Source organism: Fuscovulum blasticum DSM 2131, assembly GCF_003034965.1.
Taxonomy (GTDB): Bacteria; Pseudomonadota; Alphaproteobacteria; order Rhodobacterales; family Rhodobacteraceae; genus Pseudogemmobacter; species Pseudogemmobacter blasticus.
Map to the genome: position 1 here is coordinate 12,405 of NZ_PZKE01000019.1, position 15,766 is coordinate 28,170.

At 64.0% G+C, this 15,766-nt stretch carries 13 protein-coding genes and 1 tRNA gene; 3 read left to right on the forward strand and 11 right to left on the reverse strand.

The genetic code is table 11. The features are described from left to right. Positions 1-137: 137 nt before the first annotated feature. Positions 138-2,564: a Hint domain-containing protein gene (locus tag C5F44_RS15260; RefSeq protein ID WP_107674413.1), complete on the forward strand. Its 2,427-nt coding sequence runs from the start codon at positions 138-140 to the stop codon at positions 2,562-2,564. Positions 2,565-2,834: 270 nt separating this feature from the next. On the opposite strand, the gene C5F44_RS15265 is transcribed toward C5F44_RS15260, so the two are convergent. The 7 genes from C5F44_RS15265 to C5F44_RS15295 all read right to left on the reverse strand — a co-directional run bounded on the left by C5F44_RS15265 (position 2,835) and on the right by C5F44_RS15295 (position 10,881). Continuing rightward, positions 2,835-4,946 carry a hypothetical protein gene (locus C5F44_RS15265; protein WP_146161965.1) on the reverse strand — a complete coding sequence of 704 codons (2,112 nt, stop codon included), beginning with the start codon at positions 4,944-4,946 and terminating at the stop codon, positions 2,835-2,837. 26 nt (positions 4,947-4,972) lie between these two features. Next, the gene (locus tag C5F44_RS15270; protein WP_107674415.1) at positions 4,973-7,189 is read right to left on the reverse strand and encodes a glycosyltransferase family 2 protein; all 2,217 of its coding nucleotides are present in this window, start codon (positions 7,187-7,189) and stop codon (positions 4,973-4,975) included. Between the two features lie 322 nt (positions 7,190-7,511). After that, positions 7,512-8,645, reverse strand: coding sequence for a glycosyltransferase 61 family protein (locus tag C5F44_RS15275; RefSeq protein ID WP_107674416.1), 1,134 nt, complete (start codon positions 8,643-8,645; stop codon positions 7,512-7,514). 200 nt (positions 8,646-8,845) lie between these two features. After that, a tRNA-Arg gene (locus C5F44_RS15280) sits at positions 8,846-8,922 on the reverse strand. 11 nt (positions 8,923-8,933) lie between these two features. Continuing rightward, on the reverse strand, positions 8,934-9,398 hold the full coding sequence (locus tag C5F44_RS15285; protein ID WP_107674417.1) for a GNAT family N-acetyltransferase: 465 nt from the start codon (positions 9,396-9,398) through the stop codon (positions 8,934-8,936). A gap of 61 nt (positions 9,399-9,459) precedes the next feature. Further along, on the reverse strand, positions 9,460-9,771 hold the full coding sequence (locus C5F44_RS15290; protein WP_107674418.1) for an ETC complex I subunit: 312 nt from the start codon (positions 9,769-9,771) through the stop codon (positions 9,460-9,462). 255 nt (positions 9,772-10,026) lie between these two features. Next, positions 10,027-10,881 (reverse strand): class I SAM-dependent methyltransferase, encoded by an 855-nt coding sequence (locus C5F44_RS15295; protein ID WP_107674419.1) that lies wholly within the window; start codon positions 10,879-10,881, stop codon positions 10,027-10,029. Positions 10,882-10,978: 97 nt separating this feature from the next. Here C5F44_RS15295 and uvrB point away from each other — a divergent pair, with 97 nt between their 5' ends. Continuing rightward, a complete protein-coding gene (uvrB, locus tag C5F44_RS15300; protein ID WP_107674420.1) occupies positions 10,979-13,162 on the forward strand; it encodes an excinuclease ABC subunit UvrB in 2,184 nt (727 codons plus the stop codon). On the opposite strand, the gene C5F44_RS15305 is transcribed toward uvrB, so the two are convergent. Next, positions 13,159-13,788, reverse strand: coding sequence for an NYN domain-containing protein (locus tag C5F44_RS15305; protein WP_107674421.1), 630 nt, complete (start codon positions 13,786-13,788; stop codon positions 13,159-13,161). The genes uvrB and C5F44_RS15305 overlap by 4 nt on opposite strands. Before the next feature lie 67 nt (positions 13,789-13,855). Next, positions 13,856-14,173: an antibiotic biosynthesis monooxygenase family protein gene (locus C5F44_RS15310; protein WP_107674436.1), complete on the reverse strand. Its 318-nt coding sequence runs from the start codon at positions 14,171-14,173 to the stop codon at positions 13,856-13,858. 49 nt (positions 14,174-14,222) lie between these two features. Between C5F44_RS15310 and C5F44_RS18040 the strand changes: the two genes are divergently transcribed. Then, on the forward strand, positions 14,223-14,399 hold the full coding sequence (locus tag C5F44_RS18040) for a hypothetical protein (protein WP_164681953.1): 177 nt from the start codon (positions 14,223-14,225) through the stop codon (positions 14,397-14,399). Here C5F44_RS18040 and C5F44_RS15315 read toward each other — a convergent pair. Together C5F44_RS15315 and C5F44_RS15320 are read right to left on the reverse strand one after the other, a co-directional pair. Further along, entirely contained in the window at positions 14,389-14,676 is a 288-nt protein-coding gene (locus C5F44_RS15315) for a hypothetical protein (protein WP_107674422.1), read from the reverse strand. The two genes, C5F44_RS18040 and C5F44_RS15315, sit on opposite strands and share 11 nt — an antisense overlap. A gap of 58 nt (positions 14,677-14,734) precedes the next feature. Then, positions 14,735-15,736: a rhamnan synthesis F family protein gene (locus C5F44_RS15320; protein ID WP_181318293.1), complete on the reverse strand. Its 1,002-nt coding sequence runs from the start codon at positions 15,734-15,736 to the stop codon at positions 14,735-14,737. Positions 15,737-15,766 lie beyond the last annotated feature (30 nt).

Sequence of the window (15,766 nt, forward strand, 5' to 3'; positions counted from 1 at the left end):
CGCAATGTCACACATGATCCGTGACTTCGGTTTGATTATCGCTGCCCGCCCCGGAAACGCGTCGCGATCCGGGACGGGCCTGTTTCAGGTGTGCCTGCGCCGTGAATTGCGCATGGGTTGAGGGTTAGGGGACGGTCATGGCTGACACAATGCTGGGCGCCGGCAACAACAACTATACGAACACTTCCGGTTCCAACCTGCGGATATACGGCGAGGGCGGAAACGACACGATCACTGGCGGGAACTATACCTCGCCGGTGCTGTTTCCCGGGTCGAACTCCGCCGCCAACGGTGAATGGATCTACGGCGGCAGCGGCAATGACCTGTACTATGGCAATGCCGGCAACGACATGCTTGTCGAATACGACTCCGACATCGGCCAGGACACGATGTACGGCGGCATCGGCAACGACAGCATGTATGGCGGTGGCGGCAAGGATTCCATCTGGGGCGATGCCGGCAACGATTACATGGCCGGTGGGTCTGGCAACGACTTCATGAGCGGTGGGGTTGGCGACGATACCGTCAATGGCGACGATGGCAGCGATTCCCTCTGGGGCGGAGAAGGCAACGATTATGTCGATGGCGGCGCCGATGACGACCTGACCGATGGTTCAGAAGGCAACGATACCGTCACGGGCGGTGGTGGCAATGACACGGTCAGCGGCGGTGACGGCGACGATCATGTGATCGGTGGTGCAGGTACGGATTCGCTTGAAGGCGGTACCGGCAATGACAAGATCTGGGGCGACGCCGATACGACTGCCGGTGACCAGACGACAGGCTTTGCCGACATCATCACTGGCGGCGACGGCAGTGATTCGATCTATGGCCTTGGGGGTGATGACACCATCGACGGCGGTGCTGACGACGATGTCGCTCTTGGGGGCGGGGGTGCCGACTCGATCCTGGGCGGCACAGGTTTCGATCACCTTGAAGGCGGCGATGGCGGTGACACCATTGACGGGGGGGCTGACGGCGACTCCATTCTTGGTCAGGCCGGCGCCGATCTGATCCTTGGCGGTACGGGAAAAGACAACCTCGACGGCGGCGCTGACAACGATACGGTCGATGGCGGGGCCGATGACGATGTTGTTGCGGGGGGCGCCGGGAATGACTCGGTCTCCGGCGGCGACGGCAAGGATACGCTGACCGGCGGAAGCGGCACCGATACGCTTGATGGCGGGATCTGGAACGATGTTCTCTGGGGCCAGGCCGGCGCTGACCTGATCCGTGGCGGCGATGGCAATGACAACATCTATGGCGAGGATGGTGACACTGCCACGGGTTACAACGATACCGTCGATGGCGGCGACGGCAACGACAAGATCTATGGCTTCGGCGGCGATGATTCCCTTTTTGGCAACACCGGCAACGATACGGTTGTCGGCGGTGACGGGGCCGATAGCCTTGACGGCGGGGCCAACAATGACTCGCTTCTTGGCGGCAACGGGGCCGACAGCCTGAATGGCGGGACGGGCAACGATACGCTTGATGGCGGGGCCGGCGACGACAGGCTGACCGGCGGCACGGGCGATGACCTGTTCATCTGGACCGGCGCCACCAACGATGTGATTACCGATTTCGGTACTGACAGCGGCGTGCTGAGCAACGGCATCCATACCGACAATGACTTTGTCGATCTGTCGGGCATTTATGACACGTCTGCCCTCGGGGCGGTCAACACCAAGATCACGGCGGCGGGCGGCAAGGCCTTCCACACCGAACTCGGGATGCTGCGGGCGGATGCCGCGGATGGCAAGATCGACGGCATCATCAATGGCACCGATTACCGCACCGAACTGGGCATCACCGGCAGCCTTGAAATGACAGGCGTCGCCTCCGGCTTCCTGAACTTCGACAACACCGCCGTCGTATGTTTCGGGGCCGATGCGCTGATCCTTACCCTTGAAGGGCCCGTCCGCGCCGGCGACCTTTCGGCCGGCGACATGGTGCTGACGCTGGACAACGGCTATCAGCCGGTGCGCTGGATTGGCAAGCGGCGGTTCAATGCGCTGGATCTGGCGCGGTCGCCGCACCTGCGCCCGGTCCGCATCCGCGCCGGGGCGATGGGGGCCGGTATGCCCGAGGCTGACCTGATCGTTTCGCCGCAACACCGCGTTCTGGTGCGCGGCGCGGTTCCCGAACGGATGTTCGGCGTGCAAGAGGTGCTTGTCGCCGCGAAGCAGTTGCTTGGGATGGATGGCTTTGCCGTGGCGCAGGATCTGGACCAGATCGAATATGTCCACTTCCTGTTCGATCAGCACCAGATCGTCTGGTCGAACGGCGCGCCCACGGAATCGCTGTTCACCGGGCCAGAGGCGCTGAAAGCGGTCAACCCCGCGCAACTTGAGGAAATCCTTGCGATCTTCCCCGAACTGGCGAACACCGAAACCGTTGTGCCCGAGCTGTTCCCCCCGGTTCGGCTGCTGGTTCCGGGCCGCCGGGCGCGGTCCATGGCCGACCGGCTTGCCCGCAACGGCCAACGCCCCCTGCAAGGGCACGGCCACAGACCCTTGCCCTCTTGCGGGCGGCAGGAAATGGAGATGGCCGCGCTGTCCTAGGCGGCGGCTTGCGGGCGCCGGATGTCGGGCGCACGCAGGCCGGCCCCGGGCCACGGCTGCCATCAATGTCTGCAAGGGGGCCGTTCCCGGCCCCCGTTGCCCGTGAACCGTGGGGACGGGCCTGCCCGATCCGGCCCGGCCACCGCATGGCGATCGCCATCCGAGCGTCTCGCCAGTCGCGCAGCCCATTCCGGCTGCCGCGCATAAAGGCGGCATCAAGGCCCCCGGCGTGAAAGCGGCGCCGCTTCCGCAAGCGCCCACCAGGATCGGCTAACCGATCTGTTTCAAGGCACGCTCCAGTCGCGCAAGCCTGGGCGCGCCCCCGCTGCGTTGGGCACGGGCCCGCAGCCCCTCCACATAATCCGGCAAGGTGCGGCACGCCCTGTAGTGCTTCATCAGGGTGGCAAGGCTGGCCTTTCCCGTGGCGATGTCGCGCATCACCGCGCTGAGAACGCGGCCGTTGCGCAGCATCAGCGCGGTCTTGTGATCGGCATAGCGCAACGGAACGCGCACCACATTCGGCGAGGTGAACCGTTCAACGTGACGGCGGTCCATCGGCACCGCAGGATCATAGAACAGCCACACCTGGCTTGCGCTGCGCGCCTCTTCGGCCGCATCCGAGAAATGGCCCGCCCAATCGGCGCGTTTGCCCGTCGGATAGCGCGGATCCCAGCCTGCCAGACGCGGCGACAAGGTTGACTGGGGGGAAAACGCCGCGACCCTGCACCCCGGTGCAAGCGACGAAAATGCCGCCGCCCCATAGCCGCCCATTGAGGTGCCGAACATCGTGACCTGTTCGAACTGCTCGAAGAATCCGCTGTCGCGCAGCGACCGCAGGTAGGTGTGCAGGTTCACGTCCCGGAACCAGCCCGGCACATAGGACAGCACCCCGAGATGCGACCAGTTCTCCTTGCGAACAAAGTCATATCCCCAGGGTTGCCGCGAGACCGGGTTCTCACGAACCGAAGCAAGGTTGTCGAACGAGATCAGCAGATGCTCCCGGCTGCGGGCAACATAGGTGCAGGCATAGTTGGGCATCGAATGATAGAACCCGTGCGCCTGCCCTGACAGGCGCAGGTCGGACAGCCAGGCCGGGGCCGCGATCACGGCCTTGTCGGCCCGCGCGGGGGCTGGCGTTTCGGAGTCCGGGCCATCATCGGCATCTGCCCAGATCTGCTCTTCCGCCTCTTCCTCGGCCTCAGGCTGGTCTTCGGTCCGAACCAGCCGTTCCGCCCAGGCCGACTGCGCCTCGGACAGGATCGGCGGAGTGGTGAGGGCCCCGAACGGAACCGGCCAATCAAAACTGTCGAGCGTAATGTTTGCCCCGGCAAGGAACGCCGCCACGATCTTGGCGGCCTTGGGGTCTTGAACGGCCAGCAGGCGCTCCAGACGCCCCGAAAACTCTGCAATCACCTCTGCATGAAGGCGCGCAATTTCGGGATGCCCGGCCAGGAACGCGGCGCGCGTCTCCTGCAAATCCTGCGGACCCGCCCCGAATGGCCCCATCTCGGCCATCGCGAAGTTCAGCTTGTAATACCTCTGGATCGTGCCCTTGAGGTGCTCTGGCGTCATGAAGGGCAGGGTCTCTCCAGACCCGGTGTGACGCAGAAGAAACGTTTCCTTGTCCTGCGCCATGAAACTTATGACATGGGCAAGCCCAAGGCCCGGCTTGTCCGGCATCGCCAGCCAGCCCTTTTCAAGATAGCGCTCCGCGACATCTTCCCCCGCCCCGTTCAGCCATGTGACAGGCTCTTTCCGGCGAATGTATTTTGCCTTGAGCTTGGGGCGGGCGGTCTGCAGCGCCCGCGCCATGCCGGGCCGAAAGATCGTTCGCAGCGGCACACCCAGGAAAAGAGGGCCGGTCGCCCCGCCCGTTCCCCGCGTGAACCGCGTCGGCAAGGGGGCATCGGCAAACCGCGCCTGGCCGGACCCGCCGGCAATCTGCATCGTCAGGCTGATCAGATCCGGGACCGTGCTCAGCCCGGCAACCAGATCTTCCAGCCGCCCTGCCCCGGCATCAATCACCAGAAAATCATCCGGTTGAAGCCAGAGGAAATACTCGCGCCGCGCGTCGGTTTCGGCTTGCAGCGCCTTCTCCTGAACGCTGATCTCGCGGGAACGGGCATTGGCCAGACCCGGACGATTTGTCGGACTGAAGGTGATCAGCCCGGCATCGGCCAGCGCCTGCGCAAGTTTCGTGGCCTGCGTGTTCGCCCCGTCGCCATGCACCGTGATGGCTTCAATCCCCAGGGCCCTGTGGTGCAACACCCAATCCACAAGCTGCGGGGCGCTGTCCTGCATCAGCATATGCAGCGCAAGATCGGGCAGCTTGATTTTCTTACGCGGGAAACCCTCTTTCAGGGACGTTCTGGCGCTTTCCATGGTCCGTTCCATTTGGCGTATCTCGGTCAGCGCGACTTGGGCTCAAGCCCTGCGGCCCGCGCTTCCAGCATCCGGGCGACATTCGGGCGCCCGTTCTGCCGGGCAATCCGGGACAGGCGCAACACCCAGTCAAGGCGGCGGCGGCCCAGCAATCTGGCGCCAAGTGCGTCCAGATACCAGGGCTGCATCCGGGCCGAACGGTAAAGCCTGTGAAAGCCGGTCTCATCCAGAGTCCGCGTCGCCAACCCCCGCACAACCTTGCTGAGAAGCTCGCTCTGGCGCAGCCGCAGAGCCGTCTTGTGGCCGGCAAGCGGGGTTGGCAGGAAGGTGATGTTCGGCCCCGAGAACCGATCGACATGGGCGCGGTCTGCGGCTTCCAGCGGATCGTAGATCAGGAAGACCCTTTCCGCAGATGCGGTTTCACCCGCGGCATCCGCAAAATCGCCCTTCCAGTTGGCCAAACGCCCCGATGGAAAGCGCGTTTCCCAGGGAACCAGGGCAGGCGAAAGGGTGGATTGCGGTGAAAACGCAATCACCTGCGCCCCCGGCGCCAGGGATGAGAAAGCGCAGGCGGCATAAGCCCCCATCGACGTTCCCGAGAAGGTCACGGTCTGGTAGCGCGCAAAAAGCCCGCTATCGCGCAGATGACGCAGGTAATCGAACAAGACATCATTGCGGAACCAGTTGGCCCGGAAGGCAAAGATGCCAAGCTGCGACCAGTTCGATTTGCGCGCGAACTCATAGCCCCAGGCCTCACGGTCAATCTGTTCGTCCCCGACCTGTGACAGGTTGTCGAAGCTGACGAACAGATGCGCGCGTTCTCGTTCGACATGCAGCGCGGCGAACTCTTCTTCCGAGTGATAGAAGCCGCGGCGCCAGGGCGACCGGCGCAGATCAATCAGCCATTGCGGCGGCACGTCCGGGCGGGGCTCGGCCTCGGCCGGCGCGGCAGCCGTCTCCGGGGCGGGCGCCGGATCGGCGGCCGGCTCGACCCAGGGCGTCATTGCCGAAAGCGGCATGGTCGGCACCACAGCGTCCGCGTGCAGCGGCGTCAGCAGGATGGGCGACCGGATCACAGGGCGCGCTTGCGCTGGCGCCGCCGCCTCGGCCTCATCCAGCGCAACCGGCCGGGTCGCCTCCGCGCGCTCTCGCCGCGCCTTCAACTCGGCCTGGCGGCGCCGGGTTTCGGCTTCCAGGATGGCAGGATCGAACAGCCGCACATACTGATCGGGGGCCTCGGCCTGCAACTGGGCCTTCAGCCGGTCGATCTGCTTCCGATACTCTTCGATCGCAGTCGCATGAAGCCCCCCCAGCTCCGGGATAAGCCCGAACAGTTCTGCGCGCGCCTCGTCTACCCGGTCAGCCCAACGGGTGATCCCGGTCTCGGGAACCACATTCAGGTTGTGCTGATCATAATAGTCGAAGTTGATCCGTTCCGCGTTCGAACTGTTGGCGGTGCCCCGCCAGCGCTTCATCAGGAAGACTTCGCTTGAGCGGATCATGTAGTGGTTCACATGGCACAGGTCATAGCCCGCCATTTTCGGAGAGGTGGTCCAGCGGCTGCGCAAAAGCGGCGTGGTGACGTCTTCCCCCGAACCGTTGACGAACAGCAGCGGATGGGCCGGCATCCCGTAAAAATTCTTGAAGACGGGCCGATGAACGCCCAGTTGCTGAACAGGCAAGGGCCTGAACATGGACTTCACCGCAAACTGGCTGTGGGTGAACGGCACGTCCTTCGGAGAGGCTAGCGTGAACTGCCGGATCTGCAGGTCATCCCGGAACGGGATCACCCCGCCATTGCCGAAGATGCGCCATTGCGCGGCAACGGCATCGGTGCGCGGCGGCAGCGCTGCGAACAGGTCGTCCAGCGTGCCTTCGCCCACGTTGACGGTAAAGAACTCGTCGCCATCCAGAACGGCAACCCAGTCGCTGTTCTGAACTTCGGGCAGGGCGATCGCGCGGGAATAGGCGCGCCGCTGCGGGTCTTCCGGCAGCCCGGGCAGAAGGGTGCCGTTGTCGTAATGGCTGACAATCCCCGCCGCATCCAGAATCTGCAGCATCTCATGCGTGCCATCGGTGCAATCGTTGGAATAGATCACAAAGCGGTTGAAGCCGATCAGCCGGTGATAGCACAGCCATTCCAGAAGAAACGGCCCCTCGTTCTTGATCGTCGTCACAACGGTGCGGATCGCATTCGATTTCCATCGTGCGGCCTGCTCTTGTTCACGCGGGCGAATATTCATGGACAAAGCAACATTCCTGTAATCCGGCTGCGGTCATAACAGAGGGAAAACCGTTTGCCTAATGCGCATGACACCCTACCGAAGACCCGTCCTGCGCAAAGCACAGATCCACGGAACAGCCGAAGGCCCGACGACACGGCATGAGGCGCGCAAGGCGTGCGGCAGGCAAAGCCGCCGCCCCGCGCGAAATGTTTCTCAGCAGAACGCCTGCAATCCGGCGCGGCGCGCCCGGCATGGGCGCCTTCCCCTGCCCGCCGCACAGGCGGTGCCGCCTTTCCTGACCTCGCCAACTGAAATGCGCCGCCAATTGGGAAGCGACGCCTCATTTCTTGGCTTCTGGCTTATTTCTACTGGCCTGCAAGGCAAGGTTCTCATCCAGAGGATAGAACTTGGCCTCGTGCTGGGCGTTGATCCGTTCAAGATCGGCCTGGCGTTCATCCTCGGTCAGCGGCGGCCAGGGCTTGGTGCCTGAAATCATGCCGCGCTCGCGCAGGGCTTCCCATGTGCGGGGGAAATCCATTTCCCCGAAAGAACCACGGCCGGGCCGCAGGGCGCGGCCCTGCACCCAATCCTGAACCAGGGTATTGACCTCAAAGGCCTCAATCCCCTTGAACTCTTTCATCTGGCGCACAAAACTTGGCGCAAGGTCCATGCTGCGCCGCGTCAGAATCCCCACGCGTTGCGAGGCATTTCCGACATAGGCCACCATGTGCAAAGGTGAGCAATCCACCGAAATGATGTCGCGCGCCGCCTTGTAATGCGCAATCTGGGCGGCGGCAGAATGCTTTTGCGGATGGAACATCTCATAGCCCTCTTCGGCCAGATATTCCTCCAGCAGGCTTTCGGCGATCAGCCCGCCCCGCTGGGGTGGCAGAAGGCTGCGCGAGATGTAAATCCGCTCGGGGCCCTCGGGCGCAATGCCGGCTCCGGTATGGGTGGCGACAAAATCGCGGAACTTGCGGCTGCCGATCGTCAGATCGCCCATGCCCACACCTTGCCGGGGCACATAAAGCTCTTCGACCTGCGTGGGCGCCATGATGCAGCGCACCGGCACATCCAGACCCATGGCATCCATCAGGGGCCGCAGCGCCTTGACGATGTGCTCGAAGTTGCCGGCTATCTGCTTGGGCGTGAAAAGCACGCCCTCGATCTTGCCGCGCAGTTCGGCCAATGCCCAGGCCCTGGCAAAGGACTCGACAATGAAATGTCCGAAGTGGCCGTACAGGATACCGCCGAACATCCAGCTTCCGCCAAGGGTTTCATGGGTTTCGGGCATGTCCGGCGCCGTGTTCACGGCTTCCTGGCTGTTGGACCAACTGATCGAATTCTCGACCATCTGGCCGTCGGGGGTCAGCACGCCCGAAGCCTGCTGTCGCCCGCGCCCCTCGGCAGGTGGCGGGACAAGCATCGCGTCACGGACGAGAACAAGATCGTCCTTGGCTTCCAACATGAACATCTTACAGACCGCTCCAAAACTGTGACGCCGCGACCCCGAAATGACCGCATGAACGTGCAGGTTTGACCTACATGACAGAGCCGATGCGGTCTAGCCGTTCTCGCTTCACCTGCACCGCCGCCGCCCCGTCGCGCAAGGTTTGCGGGGCCCCGAGACCAAGGGCGCAGATCAGGAAATGCTTCGGCGGCGAACCCCGTAACTGGCGATCGCGGGAGGACTCGAACCCCCGACCCGCTGCTTAGAAGGCAGCTGCTCTATCCAGCTGAGCTACGCGACCGTGCGCTGTTTCTAGCGAAGCGTTTTCGTCATGAAAACCGAATTCGGATCTTCGTGATAGCCTTCGAACGGCCCACATTCGGCAAAACCCGCCCGCGCATACAGCGCGCGGGCCGCCACGAAGGTGGGCTGGACGCCGGTTTCCAGCGACAGGCGGGCAAATCCGTCCCGCGTCGCCTCGGCCAGCAGATGCTCCAGCATCGCGCGCGACAGGCCGCGACCGCGGTCTTCAGCCAGGACATGCATCGACTTGATCTCGGCATGGGTCGCATCAATGCGCTTGAAGGCGCCCATGGCCACCGGACGCCCCGCATCGCGCATCACGAAGAACCGGATGCCCGGGCTGGCCAGTGCGCCCTTGTCCATCATGTGAATGGATTCGGGCGGCGTATCGGCGTGCATGTCGGCGGTATGGCGCTGGAACAGCAGCTCCAGATCCGGGGTCAGCGGGTGTTCTTCGGCAATGGTCACGGGCATGTCAGTCTCCTTGCCGAAGGACTCGCAGGATCGGAACCCTGCCGCAAGCCTTGGCCCGCGGTCAGTGCGTCCAGACGCCCCGGCGGTCGGTGGCGAAATTCTCGCCATAGCCGCGGGCACGGATATTGGCCTTGCGCGCCTTGGGTTCGGTCACGGCGACTTCAATCCCGCGGGCGGCGGCATAGGCTTCGGCGGCCTCGCGCGTATCAAAGCGAAGGCGCACCTGGGTCTGGGTGTCGCGGGTCGAGGTCCAGCCCATCAGCGGATCAACCTCGCGGGCCGACCCTTGGGCGAATTCCAGCACCCAGCCCTTGGTCTTGGCTGTGCCCGATTGCATGGCGGTCTTGGCTGGCTGGTAGATGCGCGCGCGCATGGAAACCTCCGTCTGTCACAGCGGTTTTGTCCGAACAGGGGGGAAAGCGCAAGGGCCCGCTTCGGCTGCACGCCGCAGGAGGCGGGGCGTACAAACTGCTGCCGGCCGATCGCTAAGGTTGGATGGGTGTGTGGTCGCGATCGACCGACAGCTTGGTGTGCTGCTTGCCCTGTAGTGCTGCACTACTTTTAGGCGAACCGCAAGCCTTTGATGCACATCTCGCCCCAATTTTGCCGTAATTTTTTCCGGCAAGTGTCAGCGCGGCTGCAAACGCAGGATGAGATAGCGGTTGTAGTGGCAGAATTCTTCGGCTGTCCGGGTCGTGTCGGCCAGCCGTGACATCAGGTTCCGGCTGCGCTTTTCCGACAGGACCAGCCGCAACACCCGCGACAGCAGCCAGTAGATCCGCGGCCGCGCCCGGCGGATTTCCTGCTGGCAGCGCGTCACGCCCAGACCCAGAACGTTGAAGAACTGCTGTTCCAGCGTGATCGAGGGCGCAACGCTTTCGGTGATGTCCTCTTCATGCGCAAGCTGAAGCGGCTGGCCGGCCAGTGCGCCGTGAAAGGCCGTCAGCTTGTGCCCGCCCCCGGGCTTGGGCCCATGCACATCGCGCCCCAGATAGGCCTCGGTGCGGAAACAGTCGGCAATCAGGATCTGCCCGCCGGGCGCCAGAAGTTGCAGGCAGCGCGGCAGGCTGAACTCCATCGGGATATACTGGAAACTTTCCGAGAACAGGCACAGGTCGAACGACCCCTGTCCGGTGAAATCCTCGAACCGGCATTCATGCACCACGGCCTGCGGGGCGTTCGCCCGGCACCGGCCCGCCAGATAGGCCGACGGCACAACGATCTCGACACTGTGGCCCAGCGCGATCAGCTTCCTGGCCGTCTCGCCGGCCCCGCCGCCAATGTCGAGGATTCGCAGCCGCCCCGCCGGTAACTGGCCGAACAGCTTGTCGGTATAGGCGTCCTGCGCCTGCCGCAGGTTGCCGGCAGACAGCTCAAGCCCGTCCCACAGCCCGTAATGCAGATTCTCGGCCCCGGTGAGCCATTTGATAAGGGCAAGCCCGGTATCCAGGCCAATGGCGCGCGTGTCGATTTTTTCTCCCATGGATTTCCCTTAGCGGGTTCCGCGGATTCCGGCAATCCGGCGCTTGAACCGGAACAAAAACAGATCAAATCTGTTCCGTCCGAAGGGAATCACCCACATGCCCCACAACAACTCGAATGCCCTCAATCCGCGCCCCGATGTGCTGACCAAGCCCAAGCTGGAAGGCGGGCGGCGTTTTGTCATGCAGACGCCGTTTCAGGCCGCCGGCGACCAGCCCACCGCGATTGCCGAACTGGCCACCGGCGTGCTGGCGGGGGAACGGGATCAGGTGCTTCTTGGGGCCACCGGCACCGGCAAGACCTTCACCATGGCCAAGGTGATCGAGGAAACCCAGCGCCCGGCCATCATCCTTGCGCCGAACAAGACGCTGGCGGCGCAGTTGTATGGCGAATTCAAGAGCTTCTTCCCCGACAACGCGGTGGAATACTTCGTTTCCTACTACGACTACTACCAGCCCGAGGCCTATGTCGCGCGGACCGACACCTATATCGAGAAGGAATCCCAGATCAACGAACAGATCGACCGGATGCGCCACTCGGCCACCCGGGCGCTGCTGGAACGCGACGATGTGATCATCGTCGCCTCGGTGTCCTGCATCTACGGCATCGGCTCGGTCGAAACCTATTCGGCCATGACGCAAGATCTGGTCGTTGGCCAGATGTATGACCAGCGCAAGATTCTGGCCGAACTGGTGGCGCAGCAATACCGGCGGCTTGAGGGCAGCTTCCAGCGCGGGTCGTTCCGGGTGCGCGGCGACAGTCTGGAAGTCTGGCCCGCCCACCTGGAAGACCGCGCCTGGCGGTTTTCCTTCTTTGGGGAAGAGCTGGAAAGCATCGTCGAATTCGACCCGCTGACCGGCGCCAGGACGGGCAGCTTCACCCAGATCCGCATCTATGCCAACAGCCACTATGTAACCCCGCGCCCGACGCTGGCGCAGGCCATCAAGGGCATCAAGGACGAACTGTTCCACCGGCTCAAGCAACTGACGGACGAAGGCAAGCTGCTTGAGGCGCAGCGGCTGGAGCAACGCACCCGCTTCGATCTGGAAATGCTGGAAGCCACCGGAAGCTGCGCCGGCATCGAGAATTATTCCCGCTGGCTGACCGGCCGCGCCCCCGGGGAACCGCCGCCCACCCTGTTCGAGTTCATTCCCGACAATGCCATCGTCTTTGCCGATGAAAGCCACGTCACCGTGCCGCAGATCGGCGGCATGTATCGCGGCGACTACCGGCGCAAGTTCACCCTGGCCGAACACGGGTTCCGCCTGCCCAGTTGCATGGACAACCGTCCGCTCAAGTTCGAGGAATGGGATGCGATGCGTCCGCAATCGGTCTTCGTCTCGGCCACCCCTGCGGCCTGGGAACTGGAACAGACCGGCGGCGTCTTTACCGAACAGGTCATCCGCCCCACCGGCCTGATCGACCCCGAGGTGGAAATCCGCCCCGTCGAGATGCAGGTCGATGACCTGCTGGACGAGGTGCGCCGCGTCTCGGCCAGGGGGCTGCGGACGCTGGTCACAACCCTGACCAAGCGCATGGCGGAAGACCTGACCGAATACCTGCACGAACAAGGCATCCGTGTGCGCTACATGCACAGCGACATCGACACGATCGAGCGGATCGAGATCCTGCGCGACCTGCGGCTGGGCGCCTTTGACGTGCTGGTCGGCATCAACCTGCTGCGCGAGGGGCTGGATATTCCCGAATGTGGGCTGGTGGCGATTCTCGACGCCGACAAGGAAGGGTTCCTGCGGTCTGAAACCAGCCTGATCCAGACCATCGGCCGCGCCGCCCGCAACGCCGAAGGGCGGGTCATCATGTATGCCGACCGCATCACCGGCAGCATGGAACGCGCCATGGCGGAAACCGACCGCCGCCGCGAAAAGCAGAAGGCCTATAACACGCTGCACGGCATCACGCCCACGACGATCAAGAAGAATGTCGAGGATGTGCTGCTGGGTGTCTATCAGGGCGACACCGACATGTCGCGCGTGACGGCCAAGGTTGAAAAGGCGATGGTCGGGCAGAACCTTGCCGCCCATCTGGACGCGCTGCGAACCGCCATGCGCAAGGCGGCCGAGAATCTGGAATTCGAGGAAGCCGCCCGGATGCGGGATGAAATCAAGCGGCTTGAGGCGGTGGAACTGGCGGTGGCCGACGATCCGCTTGCGCGGCAGTCAGCCGTTGAGGAAGCGGTTGAAGAGGCGGTGAAATCCGCAGGCCGCTCCACCGCGGGCCGGCCGGGCCAGCGTGGCGGCGTCAAGCGGCGCGGCCGGCGTTAGGCCGCCTGCTGCGGCACCAGCGCCAGATCCTTCAGCGCGGCGCCCTCCGGCCCGTGCGTGCCCCGGATCAGGAAACCGGGGCGCGTCACTTCGGGGTGATCCTCGGCCCAGTCGCGGAAGCGGTCGTTCGACACAACCGAAGCCCGGCGCTTGCGCGCCTCGGCCAGAACCAGCGGGTCGGCGGGCTGGCCCTTGGCGGCGACAAGAATCTGCTTCTGCGGCAGGTTCAGCACCTTGGACAGCTCCCACGGACCCATCCAGTCACCACCAACCTTGTAGCCCACATTGGCATCGAACCAGATGACCGGCTGAAACCCCTGCGATTCCAGCAGGCGCAGCACATCGGAAACGGTCGCCAGCGACGGGCCGACCGGGTTCCAGTACAACACGTTCGACCCGTCGACGATGATCCAGCGCGGGGTTGCCCGCTTGCCGCGCGACGGGCGCCGCTTCTGGCCAGCGTCGCGCGTGGCCGGGCTGGGCCCGCGCGCCGCGCGCAGCGCCAGCACGAAGCTGGCCACCGCGGCCAGCACCGCAGCCACGGCCGGGGCCGACTGCGGGTCCAGCACCACGATGGTGATGACCACGAAGGCCAGAACGAAAAGGGCGAAATAGACGACGCGCATGTTTGTCAGGGCAAGGGGGCTAGGGCGGCCTGGGGCCGGTCATACCCCGTTCGCCGGGAAGTTTCCATCAGTAGGCGGTAACAACCTCATACATCACAGGCTCGAAGTTCTTGCTCAGTTCGTTGATATGGCGATTGCGTTCGCGCATCTCGGGGTTGCGCAGCATGGCCTGATAATCCTCGCGCCGCTGCCATTGCGAATAGTTGCAGACGCGGGTGCGGGCATCGTTGACATGCAGGCCCGCCGATATGAACCCCGGCTGCTTCGAGATGCACGCCGCCAGCGCGGCCTCCAGCGCCTCGATCAGGTCAAAGGCCATCGCGGGGGTGGTCTCGAAGGTGGTGATCACGGTCTGGCCTTGAAAGTCCTTGGAAATCTGCGGCATGGTAAGGCCCTCCTTTTCCGCCATCCTGCCACGGGACGCCCCAGAAATCATGCGGTTAATTGACCCGAAAGACCCTTTCTTTGCAAAGACTTGGGTCCGCTGGGCCACGGTGCTGGCGCCGGCGGCCTGGGGTGTGGCGGAACTGGCCCTCGGCAACCCCGGCTGGGCGGCGGTCTTTCTGGTGGCGGGGGCCTATGCGGGCTGGGTGCTGATCCTTAACAGGTGACCAGTCCACGCATTTCGCCACTGTCCCCCTGAAGCGAGGTTTCGCGCAGCCGGCACCCCGTAACCTGCGGAATCAGCTCGATCATATCGGCGCGGATCTGTTGATGCTCCCCCCGGCGAGCATATCCAAGCCGGATGATTTCCACCATGCTGCCCTTCTGGAACACCACATAGTGCCGGCCGTTGCGGGTTACCTCGGTCTGTTCCGCCCCCCACATCTGGGGCGCAGGCTGGGCACCACAGGCGGCCAGGAAAATCAGGGGAAGAAGGCGCTTCATCCCGCCAGTCTGCCGCAGTACGGTTAACAGCCGGTTAATGCGGCCCGGGGGACTCGGCTCAGCGTCCGCTGTCGCGGGCGCGGATTTCGGTCAGCAAGGTCGGCGGTGGCGGCGGCAGGTCGCCGGCATCCATGGCCTTCATATGCGCCACCCGCCAGGCCCGGCTGATCGGCTCGGACGATTTTTTCAGCAGCGGGTAGCCTGTCAGGTGCACCATGGCATAGGGAAAGCTGGAATAGGCCATGCGCTTTTGCAGCACCCGGCTCACATGATCCAGCGCCGCAGTCTGCCAGCCCGGCCGGCGCCATGACAGCAGCCGGTCCCGCTCGGCGGCAAGCTTGGGGTCGATATAGGCGCCGTAATGCAGCGTCCGCTCAAGGAAATCGGTGTCCTGATCCGCGATCCGTTCCACCAGCGCCGATGTGTCGTAAACCCCGGCCACGCGCAGACCCGCGGCCCGCATCGCCGCGCTGAACCCCCGCTCGCCCCGGCGGATGACGTGATACTTGTTCGAGGTAAGCTGCAGGCTTTTCCAGAAGGTCGAAAAGGCCGGATGTTCCAGCGCCGGGCGCCGCAGCCGGTAAAGATAGCTTTCCAGAAACCGCTCTTCGCCCCGCTCTCGCAGGATCGTCCCGGCAATCTCGGCGGGTTCCAAGGCCAGCCGTGTCAGGATGTCGGTTTCGGGCAGTACGGGCAGCCAGATGCTGTCGTTCAGGATCAGCAGTTCCTCGGGCTCAACACCCCATTGCGCAAGGCAGGTCAGCCCGTCGCGATAACCACCGAAGTCATAGCCGAAGTTTGGCCGTTCCACCGCGCGCCAGACGACCGCGGCCAGCGGCTCGCGATCTTCCTCGGCGATCTGCGCGTTCGACACCACCAGCGGCGCATAGCCGGCCTCGGCCAGCCAGCGGCAGGTCCGGAGCGTGGACTGCTGAATCCCCGACGGCTGGAAGATCAGGAGCAGCGCAATCTTGTCGGCCCGGGGCATCGCGCCCTGCAACAGCGGAAGCCCGTCCTCCACCAGACTGTCCAGCCTGCGCTGCACCACGGGGTCGGTCAACTGATTGCCGATCCCCTTCGTCTGTTGCCA

Coding starts and splice junctions, on each gene's coding strand:
- C5F44_RS15260 (WP_107674413.1), top strand. CDS start 138: ATGGCTGACACAATGCTGGGCGCCGGCAACAACAACTATACGAACACT.
- C5F44_RS15265 (WP_146161965.1), bottom strand. CDS start 4,946: ATGGAAAGCGCCAGAACGTCCCTGAAAGAGGGTTTCCCGCGTAAGAAA.
- C5F44_RS15270 (WP_107674415.1), bottom strand. CDS start 7,189: ATGAATATTCGCCCGCGTGAACAAGAGCAGGCCGCACGATGGAAATCG.
- C5F44_RS15275 (WP_107674416.1), bottom strand. CDS start 8,645: ATGTTCATGTTGGAAGCCAAGGACGATCTTGTTCTCGTCCGTGACGCG.
- C5F44_RS15285 (WP_107674417.1), bottom strand. CDS start 9,398: ATGCCCGTGACCATTGCCGAAGAACACCCGCTGACCCCGGATCTGGAG.
- C5F44_RS15290 (WP_107674418.1), bottom strand. CDS start 9,771: ATGCGCGCGCGCATCTACCAGCCAGCCAAGACCGCCATGCAATCGGGC.
- C5F44_RS15295 (WP_107674419.1), bottom strand. CDS start 10,881: ATGGGAGAAAAAATCGACACGCGCGCCATTGGCCTGGATACCGGGCTT.
- uvrB (WP_107674420.1), top strand. CDS start 10,979: ATGCCCCACAACAACTCGAATGCCCTCAATCCGCGCCCCGATGTGCTG.
- C5F44_RS15305 (WP_107674421.1), bottom strand. CDS start 13,788: ATGCGCGTCGTCTATTTCGCCCTTTTCGTTCTGGCCTTCGTGGTCATC.
- C5F44_RS15310 (WP_107674436.1), bottom strand. CDS start 14,173: ATGCCGCAGATTTCCAAGGACTTTCAAGGCCAGACCGTGATCACCACC.
- C5F44_RS18040 (WP_164681953.1), top strand. CDS start 14,223: ATGCGGTTAATTGACCCGAAAGACCCTTTCTTTGCAAAGACTTGGGTC.
- C5F44_RS15315 (WP_107674422.1), bottom strand. CDS start 14,676: ATGAAGCGCCTTCTTCCCCTGATTTTCCTGGCCGCCTGTGGTGCCCAG.